This window comes from Pseudomonas nabeulensis (assembly GCF_004682045.1).
Classification (GTDB): Bacteria; Pseudomonadota; Gammaproteobacteria; order Pseudomonadales; family Pseudomonadaceae; genus Aquipseudomonas; species Aquipseudomonas nabeulensis.
Genome location: NZ_QUZT01000004.1, coordinates 92,635 through 114,581 on the forward strand (window position 1 = coordinate 92,635; position 21,947 = coordinate 114,581).

Below are 21,947 nucleotides of genomic sequence, written 5' to 3' on the forward strand. Positions count from 1 at the left end.
GGTTACTGTCATGCGCCTTGAAGCCGTTGCTGGATCCTCAACAGGAATCCAGCTTCAAAAGCATCTTGGCAGTCACCGACAGGAAAGGTTTTGCGCGCTTGCGCCAACTCCCACCACAGTGGAATCTCGCCGGGCGTATCAAGCCAGGCCTGGGCGCATTGCACGCCACGTTCGATCATTGGGGCAAATTCGTTGCCCCAAGGTGTCAGAAGACTTGGGCAACCATCCGCCGCAGGAATTGAAATGTAGTTTTCGTCCATACACACCCTAGATTTCTGATTTATTGTTAGACGTTGGGCCCAGCTTCGAAAAGCTTAACGAAGCCAAATGAACGCTCGATAACAGGCATGAGCATCAAATGGCCTAGATCAATGCCAATGTAGACTATATCCCGTGGATTGAGAGTCCCTCAAGGCGCAATTTGCGCGCATGACTCAAGACTACGAACAGCTTCGTCTTCAGCTGGCGGAAAACATCCGCTTGATGCGACGCGTGAAAAACCTTACCCAAGAGCAGCTCGCGCTCATGGCCGAGGTAGATCGCACGTACGTCAGTCAAATCGAACGATGCACGGGCAATCCGTCGCTGTTGGTCCTGTGCAAGCTCGCCAATATTCTCGAAATCACCACAGATCAGCTACTTGCAAAACCCGATACTCTGCGCAGCGCCCTTCACGTCAAATAATAGTCTCACGGCTCACAAATCCGATAGATCCGCCTTCATAATTTCCACTGACAGTCTTCAGGCTGTAACCGAACCTGCCTAGGCCATACACCGAGAGCCTGGATCATGCCTGTTGCCTGCTCGTCAATCCCGCCCACAAAGCTAAGGCCTTTGGCGCTATGTATCCTGCTGGCGTGCGGCCCAAGCATGGCACTGGATACCGGCAGCATCACCGCCTCTGTGCTTTCGCCAAATTGCCTCGCCTACAGGGTCGTCGGCATTTGTTTCTGGCTCCTCTGCACGCCCTTAGGTTGCACAGTCAAAACCTCGACCAAGGTTCGTCATTTCATTCCTGAACTCGTGGTCTCGAGCTATGCCATCACGGGCAATAACCCCTGGACCGAGATGGCCACCCTCTCCGCGCCCATCAGCGGTGCGGAGGGGGGCGGCAACCTGATCACGCCGAACACCCAGCGCGACAATTTGCCTCGCTTCAAAAACGTTGATGGCATCGGCCACCCGGGAGGTTGGGCCGCCACGCAATTGGCTTCGCAATCCGGCTATGCCTGCGCCAGCGGCGCTATTGCGTTCATGCCCTACTACCTGAGTACCCTGGACTCACTGGCCTGGCGCCATGGCATCCCAGAAAGTCTTTACCCCGAGTCGCTCATGCCGGGAATCCGTGAAATTGGCCGTCAGGCTTCGGGAAACATGTGGGCCAACGTTTATCCCCGGCAGGGCTTTCTGGTACAGCCCGACGACTTCAAGGCGGCCGCCGTCATGGCGCAACGGGCCGGCGATGTGATTACCCGTAACGGGCAGCCGCATGTGTACGTACCACTGACGCCTGCCAAACGCGACGGCTACTGGCCACCGGGCCCGATCGTTGAAAACGACGCGTCGACCCACACATGGCAATTGCTCTACCCGCTGGTTCAGCCGACGTGCGCCATCTTCCCCAGCGATCCGGTACAGAGCGCGGATGGCGGCTACGCCTGGTCGCTGTGGCGCCCCTATAGCTGCTGCAAACGTGAGGGGCAGACCTTTCTGTTCAGTATCGACTTCGAAGGCGGTGCGTCATGAGTCGGCTTTGCGCGCGATCATGGTTGGGCGTGATGAGCCTGTTGCTCTGCGGACTGCTCGCCATGGCCACGCCTACCCACGCCGGCGAGGGCGAGGGCGATTACCGCCTGGGTACTCAAGGCGAAGTACTCGACGACCGAGTCATGTACACCATTGGTGGCGGCTCGGCAGTCGGCTCACCGAGTTCGCTTTACCGTCCCAGCGGGCTCGGTATCGGCGGATCTTGGCGAGCGAACATGATGTGCGGAAACATGAGTCTCACCAACACCCTGCAAAACCAGCTGAACGGCGCCACCGAAGGTTTCCAGCAGATCATGAGCAGCATCGTGCAGAACGCGACCCAAGCGGTAATGTCGCTGCCAGCGTTGATCATCCAGCGCGCCAATCCCGGTCTCTATGAGTTGCTAAGTAACGGCGTTATGCAGGGTCGCATCGACTTCGACCGATCCAAGCTGACCTGCCAGGCCATGGCCGAGAAGATGGCGGACAAGGTTGGTCAAGCCGGCTGGGGCGCGCTGGCCAAGAACCAGGAGATGCAGGGCAACCTGGAGCAAACCGGTGGCGATGCGGTGGCTGCGGTGAAAAACACCGAGGCCCGCAACGGCAACAATGGCGTGTCCTGGGTCGGCGGCTCGAAGGCTGGAGGCAATGGGCAGACGCCCATTCGGGTGACCGCCGACGTGGTGCGCGCGGGTTATAACCTGCTGCATAACCGTTCGGTGGATGACAGCGCCTCGATCAGTAGCAGTGATTGTCTGGGTGGGGCTATTTGCCAGACATGGACCTCGCCCCAAGAGGAATCCGAATGGGCCGTTCGGGTGTTGGGCGAGAGCGAAGTTACGACCTGCGACGCCTGTGAAACCCTGCGCGCTACCGCTGGCAGTGGGTTAACGCCGCTGATCCAGGAGGCCTACAGCGAACGTCTCAAGGCCCTGCAAGGGCTGTTGTCGGGCTCACTGCGGCCTACCCCTGACAACCTGGCGAAAGCCTCCAGCCCGATGCTGCCGGTGACCCGTGGCGTGATTGAAGCCCTGCGCGACGATCCCGACCAAGATCTGTTGGCACGCCGCCTGGCCAGTGAGACAGCCTTGTCCAGCGTGCTCGACAAAGCGTTGCTGCTACTGCGCACCCTGCTGGCGGGCAGTCACGAACCGAACATCGCCTCCGCCGAGCCGGCCCAAACCGCCTTGACGAAAAATATCGACGCTCTGGAGCGCGAAATACGCCTGCTGCAGACTGAACTGCAGGTCCGGCAGATGCTCGCCACCAACACCGCCAGCCTGGTGCTCGACCGGCATGCCGGTGGTGCCGACGCATCGCGTACCGTCGAGCAAGGCGACCCCGAGCCCGGTCGACTCAATGATGCTGACGCCAGGCGCAAGTGAGCCATGAAACGCTCACCGCTATTCACTTTGCTTTCGAGTCTGGGGATTGCCGCAGTGATGATCCTGACCGCTGTACTGGTCGCCTGGATCGGCCGCACTGCGCTGGGTAGTTTCGAGGCCTGGCAGCAGGCATTTGAATCCGTACGACCCTATCTGCGGGGGTGGCGTGCCCTGCTCTACGGCGCCCTCTTTGCGCTCTGGTGGGATTTGCTTCAGCGCTACCGACAGCGACCCCAGGATCGACTTCGCGTGAAACGCATCGGGACATTAGGGCTATTGCTCTTTACCTGCGCCGAACTCACCCGACTGTGAGGTCACCACCATGCTCCTGAGCACCAACAGCTACCTGGAATTTTACCTCTCCCTGCTGGCCTGGATCATTAACAACGGACTCTGGAGCGTCCTGTCCGACACCGGGCTGTTTGCCGCGCCCTTTGGTGCAATCATCTTGCAGGAATGGTTGTCTGCTCGTCAGCAAGGTGCGGATGAGGGCAACAAGGGACTGCTCTCGGTGCCGCGGATCGAGAACCGGTTGTGGCTGGCCTACATCGTCGTGTTATTTGGCTGCGCGCCGGTCTTTCCGTTGAGCCTCGCCTCAATGACGTTCGATGATGCGGCGAGCCAACGCTGCGGCGTGAGTGTCGCCAAGCCAGCAGAAACCGCCTGGGGGACGACCTTCAATACCATTGGCGAACGCTCCGCCAATGTGCCGACCTGGTGGTTTCTGGTGCATGCCTTGAGCAAAGGCATAGCCGCGGCGGCCACCGCTTCCATTCCATGTGCACCGGATATCCGGCAGATGCGCATGGAGATCGACAGTTCGCGCATCGACAGTCAGGTCCTGCTGCAGGAAGTCGCCGACTTCACTCGTGACTGTTATGGCTATTCCCGTTCTCGGCTGTTCACCAATCGCCCCCAGTTGGACAAGGCGCAAAGTCACGACGCGTCCTGGATCGGCTCAAGCTATTTTCTCGACACGCCTGGCTACTACGACACTGATCGCTCACGTATACCGCGAGTCAGTTGGCCGTATGACGAAAGCCGCGATATTTCCTTGCCTCGGCTGGAGAATGGCGCGGGCTACCCCAACTGCAAGCAGTGGTGGAGTGACAGTGGTGTCGGCTTGCGCGAGCGTTTGATCGAGCAGGTCGATCCTTCACTGCTGACTCAGCTGAAAGGTTGGTTGACTGGCCGTTCGAGCAACGAGATTGAGGATGCCACCCTGCGCGAGCTGGTCAGCCCGCGCCAGCAATCGATGTCCATGTCGCCCGGACAGGTGTACCAGGACTATGGCTCCAGCGCCCGTGGCGGCTCGATCAATCAGGGACTTAATAACCTGGCCACCAATACCGGGTTGGCGCTCGGCTCCTTCAGCAACTTCCCGGCAATGAACGCGCTACGCGCCGCCCTGCCGATGGTGCAGGCCTTCCTAATCATGGGAGTCATCATCAGCTTGCCGCTGATCCTGCTGGTCAGTACCTACCAGCTAAAAGCCGTCATGACGGTGACGTTCGCGCTGTTCACGCTTCACATGCTGAGCTTCTGGTGGGAGCTGGCTCGCTGGGTCGACTCCAGCATGCTCGATACACTGTACAACCAGGTTTCGACTTCCAATCAGGTTCTGTTGTCGCTGCCTACGTCCGGCTTCATGGATGGAACCGTCACGGCACAGGTGATCGAGTATGTGATGGGGGCGATGTTCATCGTGCTGCCGATGCTGTTTCTAGGGGCCATGAGTTGGGCCGGATATAGCGTAGGTTCAGGCGTAGAAGGAATGCTCAGCAGGGGAACCCATGCAGCACAGACAGCGAGTTCTAACGGAACCTCTCAGTTGATGAGCGGTGCAAGAATTGTTTCGGGTAAATCGAGCTCGAAATAACCAAGAGGCTACTTCAGAGAACCCCATTTATCGTACCGCTCAGGCCAAGACGTTCTATGCGTTGGATCATCGAGATCGTCAATACCTGGAGTGTCTGAATCTTGAATTGGGATAGCTGCTAATACGACGATTGTGCACATGAGCACAAACAACCAGAAGCTAACAAAAAGAAATGCTCCGAGCAGAGCAAACTTGGCAGTCAGAAAACTCCCGCGAACAAGTAATTTACCTGCGGGTATACCTGCCGTTTCCGCACGCTCAACCACGCGGGATTCAAACGTTTTCAACTTACGGCAGCCACGCTTCACCGACAGACCACAGGTGTACGCCCAGCGGTGGGCACGTGATCTCTGAACAGGTTGCTGAGTCGGCATGGTCTCGCCCTCTTCTGAGCGTTTTCATGGTTGAGACAAGAGTAACAGCCTACTACTGAAAACGGCCCGTGCTTGACCGCTTATCAGTTTTTCCGGCCGAAAAATCTTCATTGGAAGCCAGAAGACAGACCCCGTGAAACAGCGTCTCTACAGTGATTGACCCAGATAAATCGTCCAGCTAAATACAAGGTACGGATCGCTGTTATCGACAGCACTTTCCCAGGTAGCCAGAACCTTCAAGGCTACGTCACTTCGATGATGGTTCCCCCCAAGTGCGATTAGCGTTCGGTGGCTCGCACGGTGACCGTTGCTACGGTGATGAACGCCTACTGCTCTACTGAGCGCCTTTCGAGCGCTGCTCGTGAGATAAGCCCTCTTGATTTTCTTCAACCCACTGCGGGGAAATCTTTCCCCGCACAGGACAGGTTTCTTCGCGTTTTCAACGGAGACATACCATGCCCGACTCACTTACACCGGAAACTCTGAACACCCTTCGGTTGCCCATCGTGTTCACCCCCGGCGCGTGGCAACGCGCAGTACTGCTCGAGCAACCCGATCACGCTGAGAAGCTGCAGGTCGATCGGTTGAGCCACGTATTGCGCGCAGCCTTCGAAGCCCACCTGGCCTATCCACACAAGCCTTACGTGCTGTTCGAAGTAATCCACATTGAACCAACTGATTACTTAGACCACGACCCGTTGCTGCAATTGAGTCTGAGCCTACTCCAAGAACCGGATCAGCCTGGCGCCTTGCTGATAGCGCTTGCAGGAGAACACCAGCGCTAAGCGCAATTGGCGGCGCCCACCTCCACATTCGGACGGCATGCAAGACCTGCATCAATCCAGCACATCACCCAACCGGGGAACCCTCCCCGACGGGCACGGCGTTCCTCCGTTTTTCTCTCGAGGAAATTGCCATGCGCGATATCTACCAAGACGTGACAGACAAGATCGTTAAAGCTTTGGACCAAGGCGTTACCCCCTGGATCAAACCCTGGTCCTCAAGTGGCTCAGCTGACGTCAGTCATCATCAACCCTTCCCCATCAATGCCATCACGCGTCGTCCGTATTCGGGGATCAATTTACCGCTGCTCTGGGCCGAGGCCAGGTTGCAGGGGTTCACTCAAGATCGTTGGCTGACCTTCAACCAAGCCAAAAAGGCCGGTGGGCACATCCGTAAGGGTGAGCACAGCGCCCTGGCAGTGCTCTACAAGCCGATGGAGCGCGAGGAACAGACCGAGGCAGGTCAACCCGTACTCGATGAAAACGGTCAACCTAAGGTCGCTCATTTTGGCATTCTCAGGACGCATTTCCTGTTCAACATCGAGCAAACGGAGGGGCTCGAAACGCTAAACGAAACCTTGCTCGAGACGGAGCCGAGCGATCCCTTCTTCCCCAACAGTGCTGCGGAAAGTTTTTTGCTAAGTTCGGGCGCAAATATCATTCATCGATTTTCCGACGAAGCCTTTTACCACCCGATCAGGGATCTCATCCAACTGCCGACAAAAGCGCAGTTTCACGATCAAGGTGGATACTACGCCACCGCACTGCACGAGCTGACGCACTGGACCGGACACCACTCTCGATTGCAGCGCAAGAGCGGGACCTCTCCTTGTCCATTCGGCTCGCCAGGCTATGCATTTGAGGAGCTGATCGCCGAAATGGGTGCCGCTTTTTTATGTGCCTACGCCGGTATACAGGGAGAGTTGCGACACGAGGGCTACATCGACTCCTGGCTCAGCCTGCTCAAGGCTGACAAACGCGCGATCTTTCGCGCCAGTGGTCACGCCCGAAGCGCCTCGGAGTATGTGCTCAACCTCGAGCAGCAACTGAAGCAGATGGTAATGGATGACTCACGATGCATGAACGATAGAGTTTGATCGTTACCTCACCGCTGCAATCGCATCACAGGGCCCAACGCGAGTTGGGCCCTTTTTTCTGACACCCAGAAAACCCATGCCGCGGGGCTCTGATGCAAAGGGTCAGGGATGGGCACACACCCGCAGCCTATCATTCCGCATCCAGGTTCTGCGCCAGAAAATCCACCAGCTCGAGCGGACTTCGGCTTTCGATTACTTTGTAGATCAGATCACGCTTACTGCGCGGCAACTTCTTGACCACGCTCTTCGCCGAGGCACGGACGGCTTCGTCAGTCCCATGGATACGTGCCGCGAGCAGCAGCACGAGCGTGGCATCAGTAAGGTTCATGGCAAGACCCAAAAAAATATGCACCGCAGTGTACCGACTCTTTTCTTTTCCATACTACCCCCAAAAAACGATGTCTAGCCGTATCAATATTCCGATTGCCGCACAAAAGGACACGCACCAAAAGGATGGGTAAGGGTTGGAAGGGAATGGGAACTCAAGGGTAAGAGCCCTATCCGAAAAGGCTAAAAGGCCACTGACCGAGCCACCTCCCGGGGGTCACGATGCTCAGTTTTTTTCTCCGCAAAAGGCAGAAGCCCCCTCCGCCACCGACCGTGAGCGTCGCCGAAGGTTACCTGCCCATCGAGTCGGCCCACAGCTTGTTGGCAGCGGAACACCGCCGTCAGTTGCTCGATCGCATCTGGCAATACACCGCCCTCTCCCACGCCCAATTCACCCAGCTCTACTTAAATCCGATCCATCGCTACGCCGAACAGGTCCAGCAACTCCCGGCCAGCGAGACGCACCATCATGCGTATCTCGGCGGCATGCTCGACCATGGCCTGGAGCTGGTCGCTTGCAGTTTGAAACTGCGTCAGTCGTATCTGCTGCCCACCGGTGCCGCGCCTGAAGACCAAGCCGCCCAAACTGATGCCTGGTCCGCCGGCATCGCTTATGGTGCCCTACTGCATGACATCGGCAAGATCTCCGTAGACCTGCTGGTCGAACGCCAGGATGGCCGTCTTTGGCATCCTTGGCACGGTCCCTTGGATCAGCCCTACCGTTTTCGCTATGTCAAAGGTCGCGACTACCACCTGCACGGCGCCGCCGCAGGCTTGCTCTACACCCATATTCTCGACGGCCCAATCCTCGATTGGCTCAGCGGATTTCCATCACTGTGGGCCGGCCTGCTGTATGTCCTGGCGGGCCAGTACGAACGTGCCGGCGTGCTCGGTGAGTTGGTCATTCAGGCCGACCGTATCTCCACCGCTCAGAATATCGGCGGCAATCCAAGCAAGGCGCTGCAAGCGCCGATTCATTCGCTGCAACATCACTTGATCAGCGGACTCCGTCATCTGGTTCAACACGAGCTGAAACTCAACCAGCCGGGTGCTGCGGGCTGGTTGACTCAAGACGCGCTCTGGCTCGTCAGCAAGACGGCCACGGACAAGCTGCGAGCCTATCTGCTGGCGCAATCAATTGAGGGCATTCCCTCGTCCAATATCGCCGTGTTCGACGAACTGCAATCCCATGGGCTAGTCGAGTCGACCCCGGAAGGTAAAGCCATCTGGACCGCGCTTGTGGCGCAGGGGAACTGGCAGCAGAGCTTCACCTTTCTGCGACTTCAACCGGCGTTGATCTGGGGGAACGATGATCGCCCCGAGGCTTTCAGCGGAACGGTGAGCGTTGCAGCCGATGATCACTCGACTAACGCTCCGGCATCCTCCATGGCAGGCAGTACAAGGTCAACTCAAAGCCCATCGCAATCCGATCCACTTGCGATGGAAGATAACGACTATTTAGGAACGTTGCTGGACATGTTCGAAATGGCAGAACCCGAAACACGTGATGCACCGTCAGCAAGCGCTCTCGAAGCCTCAACGCCCCCTTCGGATAACCCTGGTCAGGGATTCCTGAATTGGGTCAAGGAAGGCATCCAGAGTCACAAGCTGATCATCAACGACAGTAAGGCCAAAATTCACACGGTGTGTGGCAGCGTATTTCTGGTCACGCCTGGCATTTTTCAGCGCTATGTGCAGGAGTTCCCGGACATCTCCATGGGTGCCGATTACGAGGGTGAAGAATGGCGATGGGTGCAGAAACAGTTCGAGAAACTGAAGACCCACAAAAAGCGCGACGATGGTTTGAATATCTGGCTCTGTCAGGTCGAAGGGCCTCGAAAAAGAGCAAAGCTCAAAGGCTATCTTCTAGAAAACTCAGCATTATTTTTCGAAGCTGGGTCCATGCCTGCCGATAACCCCTTTCTTAAACTCGAAAAATAGTAAATTTCTATAGTTTCCTACTGGAGTGATTAGTCTACGCTCCGGCGGCGGAACCAGCTCCGTTGCGGCACAATGGCGTACCCTTGTGGTATTTGCGAAGCTCATCTACCGCCATAATTCTGCTGGTATGGCGATAGAAGGCCTGTTTGACAGTTTGCAAGAGTAGACCTAAGTGGCCTGCCCTTCGATGATTGCCGTAGCGATGTCGAGGCCCTTCAGCAGGTCTCTACGTGGCTTGCATTCCACGTACCCATTGATGACGATCGTTCGAATACGCTTCAGGGCGGAGAGTTGTTCCGGCTCCGTGGGGTATACGGAAGGTTTCCCGCCGTAGTAGGCATTGTCGAAGTCCTGGTTGCGGTCACCGTCCCGGTATTCCGAGTACATCCAGTTTTCGAGGGTAGAGCACCAAGTGCGGATCTTCTGATAGGCCTTGAAGGGCATGGGCGAGATCATCAGACACTGAAGCTCTGCACCAACCTTTCTGTGATCTGCCTGGCTCAGTGGCGTCTCTGGACGCCAGAGCGATGGGTATCCAGCTTCACGGTGATATTCGACTGCACCTATGCTGAAGCCGTAGGTGGTGCCAGGTCGAGCCCGCCGCGCAATGCCACTGGCCAACCTTTCCGGGCTGATGAACTGCGAGCTGTAGGGCTCAGACGTGCCACCCCACGGCTGTTCCTCGGACGGCACCACCGCAATAGGCGACAGCCCTTCAAGTGCTACGGTGGTTTTGCGTAGCAAGTGCTCTGAAGGGGATACCAGATGCGGTACCGCGTGATTTGGGTAGTACAGACCTGCCCAAGCTGGCTTGGTCAGATGCAGAGTGTTATGCGTAATCCAAGCGGTGCGCGCTTCCATCACCGGCTCGTTATTCACATGGCCGTAAGGCTCGTCGAGCGCGACCCACATGCCCGACGTTGGGTCGATCCATAGCGAAACGTGATCCTTCGATGGAAAGCCTTCAAGCTGCTCAAGGGCTTGCAACTGCTTTTGAGAGGTTGCCGGGCGCAGCCCACTCACCTCCATGAATTGGAGCGAAAGCGCTGCGCGCACCAGCAGCTCCCACGCCCGCGCTTGGCTGCTCGTGTTGGAGATCATTTCCAGGTGATCGGGTGCTTCCTGCCGGAATCCCTCAAGATTGCGCGCATACGTTGCCTGATGCTTCGACACGAAGTCGTTCATCGGACGAGGCAGGTAGACTTTCAGCGTTTCACAACCCGCCGAGCGAGGCGTGGTATCCGTATCACGCCAGTAAGCGCAGAGGAATACTGAGTGCCCGGTTTGGTTTGCTTCCAGCGACCCTTCATTTGATGCCAATGCCTGCTGTGCCTGGCGGTAGTCGCGATAGCCTATCTCGCGCGCAACAATATCGAGCGCCTCGGCGTGCTTTTGGCCGGGCAGGCAAATCTTCTTGGCTCTTTTCTTGATCCCTTGGATAGTCTTCGGGAGGGTGTTGCTGAAGCTAGTACGCTTGGTAAGCGAGGACAGGGTGCTCATAATTTTCTCCAACCCCGTGATCAACGCCACCCGCCTACGTCTTACTGGGGCCGTAAAAAATCATGGCCTAGGAGATCGTGATATTACAGGTAGTGCCGTTTCCAGCTTTCACTGACGGGTGAGGTACGCCTACCTTGCGCAACCCAAAGACTATCGATCCAGCACTGAATTTGCAACAGCCCACCTGAATCTCGCAGGTCATCAAGATGGAGACCCGGTTTCCAGTATTATTAGCCAACCCGCCTGTTGTACCCCAGGCCTCCGAGACAGGAACACATGGATGTATTTGTCAGCACTCAAGGTTCAGAATTTCCGTCAGTTCGGCGCCGATCCAAACGGCCTTTTCATCGAGTTCAACAAGGGCGTGACGGCACTGGTGGGTGAGAACGACGCGGGTAAATCATCGGTCATCGATGCCCTGCGATTCGTTCTCCAGACGCGTGACGGAGAATATGTACGCCTTCAGCCTGAAGACTTCCACATCCCAGTTGAAGGCCCCCAGGCGAGCCAGATCACGATCGTTGCCAAATTTGCAGACCTATCCGTCGCGGATCAGGGGGCGCTGTCTGAGTACGTCACGTTCAATGGTAACGCTGCGGTCGTTTACATCCACTGGACAGCACGAAGGCTCTCGGACGACGTACTTGCACGTCGTTGGGTGGATATTGCGGTGCGCAGTGGTCACAGCGGCGGCGGCCCAAGCCTCGACTCCAACGTCCGGCAGTTGCTGGCTGCTGCATACCTGCGCCCTCTTCGCGATGCCACACGGGAAATGTCGCCAGGACGTGGATCACGACTGTCGCAGGTGCTCAAAAACTTCCCAAGCATCAAGGACGGTAGTGGATTTGATACCGATCGCCCTTTGGAAAACCCCGCATCGTTGAGTCTCACTGGGTTGGCAGGTTACTTACGGCATTTCGTGAACCTGCACCCAGGTGTGGCTGCTGCACAAGGCTCAATCAACGACAACTACCTGTCCCACCTTTCGCTTGAGGGGGATGAGTTACACGGGCGCATCAACTTCGTCGACGGCAGTTCCGAATCTGCTCGCCTCAGACAGATACTGGAACGCATGGAGCTGAGTCTGCTTGACCAAGGATCACAAGAAGCTCGCGGCGAGTATGGACTGGGCTCCAACAACCTGATGTTTATGGCCTGTGAGTTGCTGTTGCTGGGCAAGGAGCCAGATGGGCTGCCGCTATTACTCATTGAGGAGCCCGAGGCCCATCTCCATCCCCAACGACAACTACGCCTGATGGAGTTTTTGAGCGAATCAGCAAAGCCCAGAGTCGCCTCCCCCACTGTCGTTCAGGAAACGGTGAACAGTGAGCGTGTTGAAGACTCTCTCCCGTGCAACGAAGGCTCCGGAACCCTGTCAGCGGAGTCCTCTGGCCATCGAGGAACAACTGCTGATGAGGTCAGCCAGGAAAGCGAAACGCGCCCGGTACAAGTCATCCTCACCACCCACAGTCCCAACCTCAGCTCCAAGATCGCCTTGGACAATCTAGTGCTGATGCACGGTCGCAAAGCTTATTCGCTCGGGAAGCAGCACACGAAGCTGGATGAAGGGGACTATCGCTTCCTCGCCCGTTTCCTGGACGTGACCAAGGCGAACTTGTTCTTCGCACGTGGGGTACTCATCGTCGAGGGCGATGCTGAAGCCATCCTGTTGCCGGCGCTGGCGAAGCTGCTCGAAAAAGACTTAACCCGCCATGGGGTTTCGGTTGTAAATGTAGGGGGCATTGGTCTTGGCCGCTATGCTCGAATCCTCCAACGTGCGACCCCTGGGGCTGGTGTTCTGAACATCCCCGTAGCCTGCGTCTCGGACATGGACGTCATGCCTGATTGCGCACCAGAAATTCTGGGGTTGGTAGAAGGTGCAGACGATCCAAAATGGGAAAACACTGCACAGAGAAAGTGGCGCGCAACGCGCGATTTTGGTGTCAATGATGATAGCCGGCTTCTCGGCTTGGAGGAGCGACGCCGCCTGCGTAAAGCGAACGACGAGCAGAATGTAAAAACGTTCGTGGCGGGGCAATGGACGCTGGAATACGACTTGGCCTTCAGCGGCATGGCACGCGAGGTGTTGATCGCTGCACGCCTGGCTGCTAAGGATGAGGCACTTCATGCCGGTCGGGAAACACATGATCAGATCATTGAGCGGGCCATAGCTGAGTATGACGGCTATTACAGTTCGAACATGTCGCCCGAGCAAGTGAGTTCTACTGTCTATGCCCTGTTCCACCGCAAGGTCGCCTCAAAGGCCATCGCAGCTCAGTACCTCGTCGACATCTTGGAACAACGCTATCGGGGGATTGTGGTGCCGCGCGAGGGGATGGAGGAGAGACTCCCCGGCTACCTCGTTGAGGCGATCACCTATGTGACCTCTCGCTTGGCAGTGCCCCACGAGCAGCACCAGCCATCACAACAGCAATCTGAACGGCATACACCATGATCACGTTCCGTGACCTGGTGCCCGAAATCACCGACGAGGACATCGGCTGGATCTCAGGACTTATGAAGCTTGAGGGCCTGGATGAGCAGCGCATGGCGTTTCTTCGATCGCGAGAAACACTCGACGTATCGGCGTGCCCGGGAAGCGGTAAAACCACATTGCTTGTCGCCAAACTCGCCATCCTTGCCCGCAACTGGAAAAGCCGCACTCGCGGGATTTGCGTGTTATCCCACACCAACGTAGCCCGCGAAGAAATCGAGCAACGCCTGGGGAACACTGTTGTTGGCCGCCAGCTGCTGAGCTACCCCCACTACATCGACACGATTCATGGGTTCGTCAGGCGCTTCCTTGCCACACCTTGGCTGCTCTCCGCGCAACACCGTTTTACCGCGATCGATGATGAGCTGACTCACCGGATGCGCTCAAAGTACATGTGGGAGGAACGAGAAGACAGGAGGATTCTGCGCAGTTTCCTAGGGCATAGAACCTTCGATACCAAATTGCTCCGGTTAGCCAGTACAGACTTTTCCAACCCACGCATTGACGTCGCTCGGGGCAGCCTCCCGTGTGGCCCTGATGCTCAGAGCTATCAAATAATGGCGAGAGCGGTAGGAAAGACAGCCCGGCAAGGCTACTTCTGCTATGACGAGATTTTCGTGCTGGGCACCGCCCAGCTTAGTGAGCGGCCAAGCGTCACGGAGGGGTTGAGGCACCGTTTTCCCTGCGTATTCATTGACGAGATGCAAGATACCTCAGCGATGCAGAACGACTACCTGAGCGCGATTTTCCCCCGCGACAATCCAGAGATATGCGTAACGCGAGTTGGCGATCCCAATCAGGCGATTTTTGAATCGGACATCCACACCAATGGCTGTGACTTTCCGGATCGAAGCAGAGCAGTCGACATCTCCAGCAGCTTTCGCTTCGATGAGTCGATCGCGTTGCTGGCAAATCCCTTTGCTTTCCGTGCTGTTGTAGACGGGCTTTCCGGGCGGCGCAACGCGGGTGAGGAAGGGCCACTTCGCCACACCATTTTTGTTTTCCCTGATGGTGACTGTAGCGGTGTACTGGATGCTTATGGGTGCCTGGTTCTCCAAGAGCTCCCCGCTGACCTACATGGCAAGGCCACAGTCTCGGCAATCGGCTATACCCATAGAGACTTCGATCCTGTCGATGCCGATCCACTGCATTATCCAAAGACGGTTGGGCACTATTGGGAAGGCTATGACCGTAACGCGGGGTCGGCGACATACCGACCTCCGACGTTGATTGAGCGTATTCGTCAAGCGAAGCGTAACCTCGTTAAAGGCGATACCGCACACCATAGCGTTGAGGAAATCGCTAAGGGGCTTCTCCACTTGGTGAACCTCACCAACCTCACCACCAAGATCAAGGTAGGGCCCCGGCAGCACGTCCAGGTTCAGCAACTGTTTACCAACCCCGAAGACTTGGGCTGCTACCAACAATTGGTGGTTGAGCTGCTGTTCACATCCAACATCACCAGCACCGACAACTGGTCATCCTACGCACGCCGCTTCTCCGATTTGGCATCCGTGCTTGCTGGAGCGCATGAACAACCCGAGACAGCACAAGGGTACCTTGCTTGGGTACCGGAAAGCGTAGAGGTTGTGCAGGAAGGGGCTGTACAGCATGCAGTGAATACCTTCCGAAGCACTCAAGAAAATGGCGTGGTGGACATCAAACTCGGCTCGATTCATTCGAGCAAGGGACAGACCCACACTGCGACGCTTGTTCTTGAAACGTTCAACTATGAGCACTTCATCACTAGTTTGTTGCCATGGGCTACCGGACAAAACAGCCACGGAGGGCCCCGACCAGGAAAGAGAACCACCCAACGCCTGCTTGCCATGTATGTGGCAATGACGCGCCCGACTCACCTGCTCTGCCTGGCAATAAGTAGACGGGCGCTCGGCGAGGGAGAAGCATTCGAGACCAACTGTGCACAGCTTCGCGAGCAGGGTTGGGAAATCCAGCATTTGTAGCAGTCTGAATGCCCACACCTACCCATTGCCCGCGACAGAAATGACCTGACCGCTTCAAACGCCTGAATCACTCACTGGCTTCTTCCAACGCCATCTCAAACGGTCATCCTGATCCAGCACCCACAAGCCCGACCAGATCGCCAGCCAGAACTGAGCCGTCACCAGCCAGCGGATGCTCATGACCCAACCGATGGACTTGGCACCCACACGCACCCATGGGGCAGCGTATTTGGCCCCGCCATCAGCTACGGGTACATACATGCCCGAGTAGGAGAAGGAGCCAAACCATCGCCAATAAATTTCGATTTCCTGCTTGGCAAATTTCACCACATCCAAATTCCAATGAATGTCCCATCGCTTAGACCACTGGGAGTTCCATGTCGATGTTTGAGTCAGAGTCTGCGTCAAACCATCCGGGATAGGGATGTTGCAGCCATCGGTCAGTTCAACACTGCAGTGGCGAAGGCGGTAGGTATCTAAAGAAAACCGTACTCTGTCATCCGTCACGTCGACAAGCTCGCACACCGGTTGGTTATTCAATTTGAAAATGGCAGGTGTCGTGTCCACGTCGACTACGATGATCCTGTCTTGGTACTTAACCCCCATGCCCCGCCCCTCAAACACACATTCGAAGCGGTTGACGGCGCCTTGCTTTGCTCTCAAAGCGATTTTGGATTCCTGGGGCTGCGCGTCAGTGGATTCTGCAAGATAGACGCTGTATTCCAAGTGCTCGCCAAGCGGCTCCCAAAACGAACCTAACCCATGCTTGCTCGTCCAGCGACGATGAGAATGGAGGTAGGTTTTATAGGACAAGGCCTTTTCGACCTTTCTCCAACACCAGCCAGCCACAAATCCTACGATTCCCCAAGGGACTGATAGGGTCATTCACTTTTCCTTTGTTTAAACGTTGCACGGCAGTGATCGCATATCCGTGTACTACCGTCCTGAACGCCACTACCCACATGCGGCACTGGGGTGGTTATGGGGGCCGACGAGCAAAAATACAATCAGCGTGAATTCTGCCCGCTCACCCCCTTCCACGCCGCGCCAGTCGACGAAGGGTGGGTTGTAAAAGCATGAAGAAAAGAAGACCATCCATGGCCTAGCGCCATCACTGAATTGCACGGAAGCTCTGCATGCAAGCCAAAACACTCAAATCCCTAATCGCGGATCACGGCGTCTCCTTCGACGCCGCCACCATCATGAACGCGCTGGTCAAAACCGGGCATGCTGAGGTGTTCCAGTACCCCAGCACGACGGGTAGCGGTGTGATGAAGTCATTCAAGCGGCTCACGGATCAAGCTGAACACCTCGGAGTCAACAAGGCTTCAATGGGCCATCCATTCAAAACTGAACCAAAATTCTACGCCGAAACCTTCGCCGACTTGCTCAATGTCGTGGTATGCCAACTCCATGAGGAAACAGCCGCGCTCGCAGCGGCACGTGAGGGACTGGAGGCTGTTTAATTACAGCACTCCGTCCGGCCTAACATCAAGTCGTGGAGGCTAGCAGCGCGGCAGGGCAATTAAGTGGATCAGCTCGACTGGCCGATGCAAGCGGAGCGCGCAGGCGTGAGGATGGAAGCCCGGAGGACCGAGACCGGGCAGCATGACCGGACTTGATTCACGACAGCTGCCCCGGAAGGGGCACGCCAAATACAAGTTTTGGACTGCTCCCACAGCTCTACTACGAGTCCTAACGAGATGAAATTGCAACCGTTAGAGGGGCAATTTGCTACTCATCCATCCAAAAGTTCACTTTCAGTAGTGAAATAGCTTTCGATCAAGCCACCCGACCCAACATCTGTATTGCCACGTCGTGATGGAATCCAGCTTCCATCGCTGAGCTTACTCAAGGAAACAACAATGATTGACACCGTACACAGCCAGCGCCTGGTAAAGGCCTATGAACTCATCGATTTCATAGGTACGGCTACCGACCTTGAAAGCCTCGTGCTGTTGTTTGGCAGAGCATACGGATATATCGAATCGCTCCGCGACACCAAGATTTTGCCCAATGGGGCGTTTGCAAACATGGAGGAACAAGCGCGCATGAATTTCGACAAGATCAATACCCAGCTGGGGGTAAACGCACGCCGACCAGAGCCTGTCGCCCCAACCTGGAAAGCGACACGGTAAGCCTGGCTCAAGATCCACATATTCAAAAGGAACATTGGTTGAACGCTTTACAGGCCGTCAGCAAGGCGCTTCAGATGAAGCTTGCAGCCTTTCAGAAAAATCCTCAGGAGGAGGATGAAGAATACCTGCGCGGAGCAGCGCTCCTCGCAATCGATGTAGGAATCATCATGAATGCTCCAGCGCTCATAACCGAAGCACAGGAAGTGATCAGTTGGATTGAGGAATGGACTGTTGAGCAGTTAAATGAGCATGCGGTCGAGATGGAAGAAAGCTACCGGGCTTGGGAAAAAAGCCGAGAGCCTTTGTACGAGGCGCATCGATTGGCAAAGGCCATTGTGGGCCGCGAATACAACGACCCCCGATGGATTGGGCTCGTAGACGCGTACCGCGAGGCTTTCCCCACATTTATCGTACGCAATTCCGTGTTCGCGCGGCTTGCCCCCACACAGATGGCATTCCGACTCCGCGGTTTTTTGAGCAAAGCCATCCAAGAAAAAAAACTTGGCCGAACACCGACCGAGCCCGACATGCTGGAGGGCCTATCTGAAGCGAAAGCCCGACTTCAAATCCAGACACTGAGCTATCTAGAGCGGGCGCTGCCAGGCTTCGATTTCAACGGCCATCCAATTCTTGAGCAACAGTCAGAGGCGCGCTGACGCCACACGTTATTCAAGGGGAAAACATGAGCGTCGAGCAGAACGGATTTCGAGACGTCTTTAACTTAGAGCACCACCTCTCCTCTGAGGGAGGGTTTACAATTGGCCCCTACCGAATCACCGTCAGCAAGGAGCTCATTGAGGCAGACTTTGCCCGGTCACAACGGCTCGTATTTGGTGGTACTTTCAAATCGTCCGGGTTCAAGAACACCGTCACTGAAGAACCAGCCAGTCCTGGTTCTTGGAGCGTAACGGCTGCTGTGGCTGAGCACGAAGGGTTAGATCAAGCTTCCGTTCTCCTGCCCGACAATCCATGGGTGCCGCGTACTTCCCTGCTTCAACGGCCATTACGTTTACCAAATTGGAGGATGTGGATTAGCCTGCCCAACTAATGCCCACATGCTACCAGCGAAGCTCTAGCAAGGTGTAGCTCTAGCCAGCGCCTAGCGCCACACCCTTTGCAACTGATCACCCAAGTACCTCCCGCCCGTCCCCAGACTGACGTACACTGAAATCCGTCGACTACCACCCTGGTCCATGTCAGAAATCGCCAATCGCGATCACTCGCAGATCCGCCGCGACTGGGGGCAATATTGGGGGCATAACTCATATTTTTTGATCTTAAACTACCGAGCTAGAGCCCAGTCAAAATGTTTTTTGGAAGCTCTGAAAACGCCACGAAAAAATCCACAGGTACTCAGCTCTTTGAAAAGCCTCTTCAACCCCGAATCGACAAAGCTAATTGACCGTTCATCGGTTCACTTGAATGCTCCCAAGACTCATCGGTCACTACAGCGATGGGTACATTCCGGAATTTCCGGCGAGACTCATCGCAAGGCGAGCGTATGAGCGGAATCGATGATTTCAGATTCAAGTCCCACTACCTTTTAATTGAGCTAGATGCGGCAACCAGCACGATGATGATGCTTGTTTCTTCTAAGGAGGTTGCGGGAGCCAAGTGGGATGCCGCAGCTTTGCGTCATCATGAGGCCTTTCATGCCTGGAGCTCATTTCTAAATGTCCCCTATGATCATTTACGTGGTTCGACGCAGTCGTCTCACTAACTGAAAGGCGGACAGTTCTTTAGCCCGCTGCAACCGTTAAGAATTAGGGTGGAAATCCATGTTAGGCGCCAGTAAAGATACTCACCCCGCTAAACATGTATCGGCTCATTTACTCGCCCTGATTGCGCAAGCACCTACCGCAGTTGAAGCGTGGATCCATAATATTCGCGCGCAGGAGTTGATATTGAATCTTCAAGTTACAGAGGCCATCTCCAAGCTTGATGGTGATAATCTGAGGATCCTGTACAGGGTGGCGCTTGAGAAGCGTCTCCATAAAATTGCGAGCGCGTGAGGACGAAATCATCTTAGGCCATAGCGCGGGCAAGACGTTCTTGTTGGCGGTAGCGGTCGAGCATTTGCGAGCTTTTGGCGTCTAGGAGAGGCCCTTTGGCCTAATGGGCGATGCTTTACCGCTAAGGCAGAACTTTGCGGGCCGTATCTGCGACCGAGTAGCACTGGTGGTGCTCTAGAGACGATCTTCGAGAACCCTGAGCAAATCAAGCAGGGGCTGGCTAGGCTGAAGGCTCAAGGATCTATCTCAAAGCTGTGCTCACGCGACTGCCGACGCACCGAAATGCTACTTAATCACGCAAGGTGTGTTGGGCAGGCGCATACGGACCGGTGGCCCCTGAGGGGTAAACTTGGCCAGCCAGCGCCGTTACACCGAAGCGGCCAGCGTGAATTCATTGGTCGCGCCGCTCATGCCACGTGGTCACTTCGGTTAAGTCCTTAACTCACCTCATTCAGCGCCTTGATCAGTTCGATCTTACGCATAGTCGAACGCCCGGCTATTCGGTGTTTACGAGCTCGCTCCATAAGCTCATTTTTGCTCATATCCTCTAATCGCTGGTCAGTTCGCGGGGCACCCTGTCGTGTTGCTGCAGCTCGCCGGGCTGATGATTCTCGGGCTTTAGCCTTTTTTGCTTTGGTGGTTTTCTGCCCAGACCCACCCTTCCGTTCGCCGCCACCTGACTGTTTATTAACTGTTCCCCAAGCACGACGTGCTGCTTCATCTTCGGGAACCCCTTTAGCCTCGTAGCTATCTTCGATATGTTTCGCTTTGCGTTTTTGGTTATCGGTGTACTTGTCTTTATCCCCGCGCGGCATGATCGCATCCTCTTAGTGGCTGAGCACATTGCCTACATTTGTGAAGCATCCAACCCAACATTTTATTGTCGTCAAAGGGTTTTGGCCCAGCGGTTCATAACGGCCTGGGCCATCAATTATCGCTTACTGTCGTCCGCCTTTCCTTCCTGCAGCTGTACAGAGGACTTGGTGCCGCTGGAGTTGTCTTTGGTTGCATTATCGGCGCTGTCAAAGCATCCATGAAGCATGAATACACTGCAGAAGACCAAGCACATACTCAACTTTTTCATGATCGTTTACCTACTAGTGAATTTGGCTGTTCATTTCAGGCTGCTGGCTTGAGTACGACCTTCGTCCAGCCATCGTCACGTGCGTCGAAGTGCTTATAGGCATCTGGGCCTTCGGCGAGCTTGAGTCGATGAGAAATGATCTGAGATGGTTTGGCACGACCGTGATGGATAAGCTCGGCCAAGCGACGGTTATAGACTTTGACGTTAGCCTGCCCAGTTCGAATCTGCTGCCCCTTGAACCAGAAAGCGCCGAAGTCGAAGGCCATCTTGCCTTCTTTGGCCAGTTCATTTTTAGCGCCTGGATCCTGCGGTACAAACACTCCAACGACACCGATGCCCCCCGTCGCTTTTGTCGAGGCGACAAGGTTATTCATAGTGAGATGATTGGCCTCATGACCGTGGCGGTCGCAGCATTGGTAACCAACACACTCACAGCCTCGATCGGTGCCTTTGCCGTGAGTCAGATTTAAGATTTGGTCCACTGCCTCTTTCTCAAGCGAGTTGATGGGCGTAGCACCCATCTGAGCGGCGAGCTTTAAACGGTCGGGATGATTGTCGACCACGAACACCTGAGAGGCGCCCTTGATGATTGCTGAGTGGGCGGCCATTAAACCCACCGGGCCGGCGCCGTAGATGGCAATGCTCTCCCCAGGAAGGAGGCCCGCCAGCTCGGTTGCATGCCAGCCCGTCGGGAAGATGTCGGACAGCATGACGTAGTCTTCTTCACGCTCTTGCGCATCTTCTGGAAGCACCAGGCAATTGAAGTCTGCATAAGGCACCCGAAGCAGTTCGGCCTGCCCTCCCTGATAAGGGCCCATGTCAGCGAACCCGTATGCAGCACCCGCGCTGCCTGGGTTAGCGGTCAGGCAGAATCCGGTCAGACCTTTTTCACAGTTTTCGCAAAAGCCGCAGCCGATGTTAAATGGCAGGCATACGCGGTCGCCTACCTTTACCCGATCCACACCGGCGCCAACTTCGATGACCTCGCCCAGATTCTCATGGCCAAACACTCTGCCGGTTTCGAAAGAGGTTCGGCCTTCATACATATGCAGATCAGATCCGCAGATATTAGTGGCAGTCACCCGCACCAGAACGTCGGTGGGTTTTTCAATTTTGGCGTCCGGCACATTTTGCACACTGACGTCACGAGGGCCGTTGTAAACGATGGCTTTCATTGCGTTCTCCCAGAGGCAAGACGAAAGGGGTTTTTCGTCAGCACATGTT

23 protein-coding genes are annotated in these 21,947 nt (G+C 55.8%); 16 read left to right on the forward strand and 7 right to left on the reverse strand.

Features of this window, described 5'->3' with window-relative positions; translation table 11 throughout:
- Window positions 1-8: 8 nt before the first annotated feature.
- A complete protein-coding gene (locus DYL61_RS03760; protein ID WP_135307267.1) occupies window positions 9-260 on the reverse strand; it encodes a LasR-specific antiactivator QslA in 252 nt (83 codons plus the stop codon).
- A 169-nt stretch (window positions 261-429) separates the two neighbouring features.
- On the opposite strand from DYL61_RS03760, the gene DYL61_RS03765 reads away from it, so the two are divergent.
- From DYL61_RS03765 to DYL61_RS03785, 5 genes are all read left to right on the forward strand, one after another.
- The gene (locus DYL61_RS03765) at window positions 430-684 is read left to right on the forward strand and encodes a helix-turn-helix domain-containing protein (protein WP_135307268.1); all 255 of its coding nucleotides are present in this window, start codon (window positions 430-432) and stop codon (window positions 682-684) included.
- Window positions 685-789: 105 nt separating this feature from the next.
- Complete coding sequence (locus DYL61_RS03770) at window positions 790-1,746, forward strand: TIGR03756 family integrating conjugative element protein (protein ID WP_135307269.1); 957 nt, start codon at window positions 790-792, stop codon at window positions 1,744-1,746.
- On the forward strand, window positions 1,743-3,131 hold the full coding sequence (locus tag DYL61_RS03775; RefSeq protein WP_135307270.1) for an integrating conjugative element protein: 1,389 nt from the start codon (window positions 1,743-1,745) through the stop codon (window positions 3,129-3,131). Before DYL61_RS03770 ends, DYL61_RS03775 begins: the two co-directional genes overlap by 4 nt.
- A 3-nt stretch (window positions 3,132-3,134) precedes the next feature.
- Window positions 3,135-3,443: a hypothetical protein gene (locus tag DYL61_RS03780; protein WP_135307271.1), complete on the forward strand. Its 309-nt coding sequence runs from the start codon at window positions 3,135-3,137 to the stop codon at window positions 3,441-3,443.
- A 10-nt stretch (window positions 3,444-3,453) separates the two neighbouring features.
- A complete protein-coding gene (locus DYL61_RS03785) occupies window positions 3,454-5,010 on the forward strand; it encodes a conjugal transfer protein TraG N-terminal domain-containing protein (RefSeq protein ID WP_135307272.1) in 1,557 nt (518 codons plus the stop codon).
- Window positions 5,011-5,018: 8 nt separating this feature from the next.
- On the opposite strand, the gene DYL61_RS03790 is transcribed toward DYL61_RS03785, so the two are convergent.
- Window positions 5,019-5,384 (reverse strand): DUF3742 family protein, encoded by a 366-nt coding sequence (locus DYL61_RS03790; protein ID WP_135307273.1) that lies wholly within the window; start codon window positions 5,382-5,384, stop codon window positions 5,019-5,021.
- 455 nt (window positions 5,385-5,839) lie between these two features.
- Between DYL61_RS03790 and DYL61_RS03795 the strand changes: the two genes are divergently transcribed.
- Window positions 5,840-6,169, forward strand: coding sequence for a hypothetical protein (locus DYL61_RS03795; RefSeq protein ID WP_135307274.1), 330 nt, complete (start codon window positions 5,840-5,842; stop codon window positions 6,167-6,169).
- A 131-nt stretch (window positions 6,170-6,300) separates the two neighbouring features.
- Window positions 6,301-7,263, forward strand: coding sequence for an ArdC family protein (locus DYL61_RS03800; RefSeq protein WP_135307275.1), 963 nt, complete (start codon window positions 6,301-6,303; stop codon window positions 7,261-7,263).
- Window positions 7,264-7,393: 130 nt separating this feature from the next.
- Here DYL61_RS03800 and DYL61_RS03805 read toward each other — a convergent pair whose 3' ends face one another.
- Window positions 7,394-7,591: a DUF7740 domain-containing protein gene (locus tag DYL61_RS03805; protein ID WP_014338715.1), complete on the reverse strand. Its 198-nt coding sequence runs from the start codon at window positions 7,589-7,591 to the stop codon at window positions 7,394-7,396.
- Between the two features lie 221 nt (window positions 7,592-7,812).
- Between DYL61_RS03805 and mobH the strand changes: the two genes are divergently transcribed.
- A complete protein-coding gene (mobH, locus tag DYL61_RS03810) occupies window positions 7,813-9,531 on the forward strand; it encodes a MobH family relaxase (protein ID WP_135307276.1) in 1,719 nt (572 codons plus the stop codon).
- 168 nt (window positions 9,532-9,699) lie between these two features.
- Here mobH and DYL61_RS03815 read toward each other — a convergent pair whose 3' ends face one another.
- A complete protein-coding gene (locus tag DYL61_RS03815) occupies window positions 9,700-11,031 on the reverse strand; it encodes a DUF5623 domain-containing protein (protein WP_135307277.1) in 1,332 nt (443 codons plus the stop codon).
- 280 nt (window positions 11,032-11,311) lie between these two features.
- On the opposite strand from DYL61_RS03815, the gene DYL61_RS03820 reads away from it, so the two are divergent.
- Both DYL61_RS03820 and DYL61_RS03825 read left to right on the forward strand, forming a co-directional pair.
- Window positions 11,312-13,486: an ATP-dependent nuclease gene (locus tag DYL61_RS03820; RefSeq protein ID WP_135307278.1), complete on the forward strand. Its 2,175-nt coding sequence runs from the start codon at window positions 11,312-11,314 to the stop codon at window positions 13,484-13,486.
- Window positions 13,483-15,489, forward strand: a complete 2,007-nt coding sequence (locus DYL61_RS03825; protein WP_135307279.1) for a UvrD-helicase domain-containing protein — start codon at window positions 13,483-13,485, stop codon at window positions 15,487-15,489. Before DYL61_RS03820 ends, DYL61_RS03825 begins: the two co-directional genes overlap by 4 nt.
- 54 nt (window positions 15,490-15,543) lie before the next feature.
- Here DYL61_RS03825 and DYL61_RS03830 read toward each other — a convergent pair whose 3' ends face one another.
- On the reverse strand, window positions 15,544-16,374 hold the full coding sequence (locus DYL61_RS03830) for a hypothetical protein (protein ID WP_135307280.1): 831 nt from the start codon (window positions 16,372-16,374) through the stop codon (window positions 15,544-15,546).
- A gap of 251 nt (window positions 16,375-16,625) precedes the next feature.
- On the opposite strand from DYL61_RS03830, the gene DYL61_RS03835 reads away from it, so the two are divergent.
- The 6 genes from DYL61_RS03835 (at window position 16,626) to DYL61_RS03860 (ending at window position 19,639) form a co-directional block, all read left to right on the forward strand.
- Complete coding sequence (locus DYL61_RS03835; RefSeq protein ID WP_135307281.1) at window positions 16,626-16,955, forward strand: hypothetical protein; 330 nt, start codon at window positions 16,626-16,628, stop codon at window positions 16,953-16,955.
- 399 nt (window positions 16,956-17,354) lie between these two features.
- A complete protein-coding gene (locus DYL61_RS03840) occupies window positions 17,355-17,627 on the forward strand; it encodes a hypothetical protein (RefSeq protein ID WP_135307282.1) in 273 nt (90 codons plus the stop codon).
- Window positions 17,628-17,665: 38 nt separating this feature from the next.
- Complete coding sequence (locus DYL61_RS03845) at window positions 17,666-18,283, forward strand: hypothetical protein (RefSeq protein WP_135307283.1); 618 nt, start codon at window positions 17,666-17,668, stop codon at window positions 18,281-18,283.
- A gap of 26 nt (window positions 18,284-18,309) precedes the next feature.
- Window positions 18,310-18,675, forward strand: coding sequence for a hypothetical protein (locus DYL61_RS03850; protein ID WP_135307284.1), 366 nt, complete (start codon window positions 18,310-18,312; stop codon window positions 18,673-18,675).
- Between the two features lie 453 nt (window positions 18,676-19,128).
- Window positions 19,129-19,347 carry a hypothetical protein gene (locus tag DYL61_RS03855; protein ID WP_033865887.1) on the forward strand — a complete coding sequence of 73 codons (219 nt, stop codon included), beginning with the start codon at window positions 19,129-19,131 and terminating at the stop codon, window positions 19,345-19,347.
- A 58-nt stretch (window positions 19,348-19,405) separates the two neighbouring features.
- The gene (locus tag DYL61_RS03860; RefSeq protein WP_027616433.1) at window positions 19,406-19,639 is read left to right on the forward strand and encodes a hypothetical protein; all 234 of its coding nucleotides are present in this window, start codon (window positions 19,406-19,408) and stop codon (window positions 19,637-19,639) included.
- A gap of 437 nt (window positions 19,640-20,076) precedes the next feature.
- Here the strand turns inward: DYL61_RS03860 and DYL61_RS03865 are convergent, their stop codons facing one another.
- Window positions 20,077-20,454 (reverse strand): termination factor Rho, encoded by a 378-nt coding sequence (locus tag DYL61_RS03865; RefSeq protein ID WP_073637659.1) that lies wholly within the window; start codon window positions 20,452-20,454, stop codon window positions 20,077-20,079.
- 304 nt (window positions 20,455-20,758) lie between these two features.
- A complete protein-coding gene (locus DYL61_RS03870; protein ID WP_054070027.1) occupies window positions 20,759-21,898 on the reverse strand; it encodes a glutathione-independent formaldehyde dehydrogenase in 1,140 nt (379 codons plus the stop codon).
- Window positions 21,899-21,947 lie beyond the last annotated feature (49 nt).

Coding starts and splice junctions, on each gene's coding strand:
- DYL61_RS03760 (WP_135307267.1), bottom strand. CDS start 260: ATGGACGAAAACTACATTTCAATTCCTGCGGCGGATGGTTGCCCAAGT.
- DYL61_RS03765 (WP_135307268.1), top strand. CDS start 430: ATGACTCAAGACTACGAACAGCTTCGTCTTCAGCTGGCGGAAAACATC.
- DYL61_RS03770 (WP_135307269.1), top strand. CDS start 790: ATGCCTGTTGCCTGCTCGTCAATCCCGCCCACAAAGCTAAGGCCTTTG.
- DYL61_RS03775 (WP_135307270.1), top strand. CDS start 1,743: ATGAGTCGGCTTTGCGCGCGATCATGGTTGGGCGTGATGAGCCTGTTG.
- DYL61_RS03780 (WP_135307271.1), top strand. CDS start 3,135: ATGAAACGCTCACCGCTATTCACTTTGCTTTCGAGTCTGGGGATTGCC.
- DYL61_RS03785 (WP_135307272.1), top strand. CDS start 3,454: ATGCTCCTGAGCACCAACAGCTACCTGGAATTTTACCTCTCCCTGCTG.
- DYL61_RS03790 (WP_135307273.1), bottom strand. CDS start 5,384: ATGCCGACTCAGCAACCTGTTCAGAGATCACGTGCCCACCGCTGGGCG.
- DYL61_RS03795 (WP_135307274.1), top strand. CDS start 5,840: ATGCCCGACTCACTTACACCGGAAACTCTGAACACCCTTCGGTTGCCC.
- DYL61_RS03800 (WP_135307275.1), top strand. CDS start 6,301: ATGCGCGATATCTACCAAGACGTGACAGACAAGATCGTTAAAGCTTTG.
- DYL61_RS03805 (WP_014338715.1), bottom strand. CDS start 7,591: ATGAACCTTACTGATGCCACGCTCGTGCTGCTGCTCGCGGCACGTATC.
- mobH (WP_135307276.1), top strand. CDS start 7,813: ATGCTCAGTTTTTTTCTCCGCAAAAGGCAGAAGCCCCCTCCGCCACCG.
- DYL61_RS03815 (WP_135307277.1), bottom strand. CDS start 11,031: ATGAGCACCCTGTCCTCGCTTACCAAGCGTACTAGCTTCAGCAACACC.
- DYL61_RS03820 (WP_135307278.1), top strand. CDS start 11,312: ATGTATTTGTCAGCACTCAAGGTTCAGAATTTCCGTCAGTTCGGCGCC.
- DYL61_RS03825 (WP_135307279.1), top strand. CDS start 13,483: ATGATCACGTTCCGTGACCTGGTGCCCGAAATCACCGACGAGGACATC.
- DYL61_RS03830 (WP_135307280.1), bottom strand. CDS start 16,374: ATGACCCTATCAGTCCCTTGGGGAATCGTAGGATTTGTGGCTGGCTGG.
- DYL61_RS03835 (WP_135307281.1), top strand. CDS start 16,626: ATGCAAGCCAAAACACTCAAATCCCTAATCGCGGATCACGGCGTCTCC.
- DYL61_RS03840 (WP_135307282.1), top strand. CDS start 17,355: ATGATTGACACCGTACACAGCCAGCGCCTGGTAAAGGCCTATGAACTC.
- DYL61_RS03850 (WP_135307284.1), top strand. CDS start 18,310: ATGAGCGTCGAGCAGAACGGATTTCGAGACGTCTTTAACTTAGAGCAC.
- DYL61_RS03855 (WP_033865887.1), top strand. CDS start 19,129: ATGAGCGGAATCGATGATTTCAGATTCAAGTCCCACTACCTTTTAATT.
- DYL61_RS03860 (WP_027616433.1), top strand. CDS start 19,406: ATGTTAGGCGCCAGTAAAGATACTCACCCCGCTAAACATGTATCGGCT.
- DYL61_RS03865 (WP_073637659.1), bottom strand. CDS start 20,454: ATGCCGCGCGGGGATAAAGACAAGTACACCGATAACCAAAAACGCAAA.
- DYL61_RS03870 (WP_054070027.1), bottom strand. CDS start 21,898: ATGAAAGCCATCGTTTACAACGGCCCTCGTGACGTCAGTGTGCAAAAT.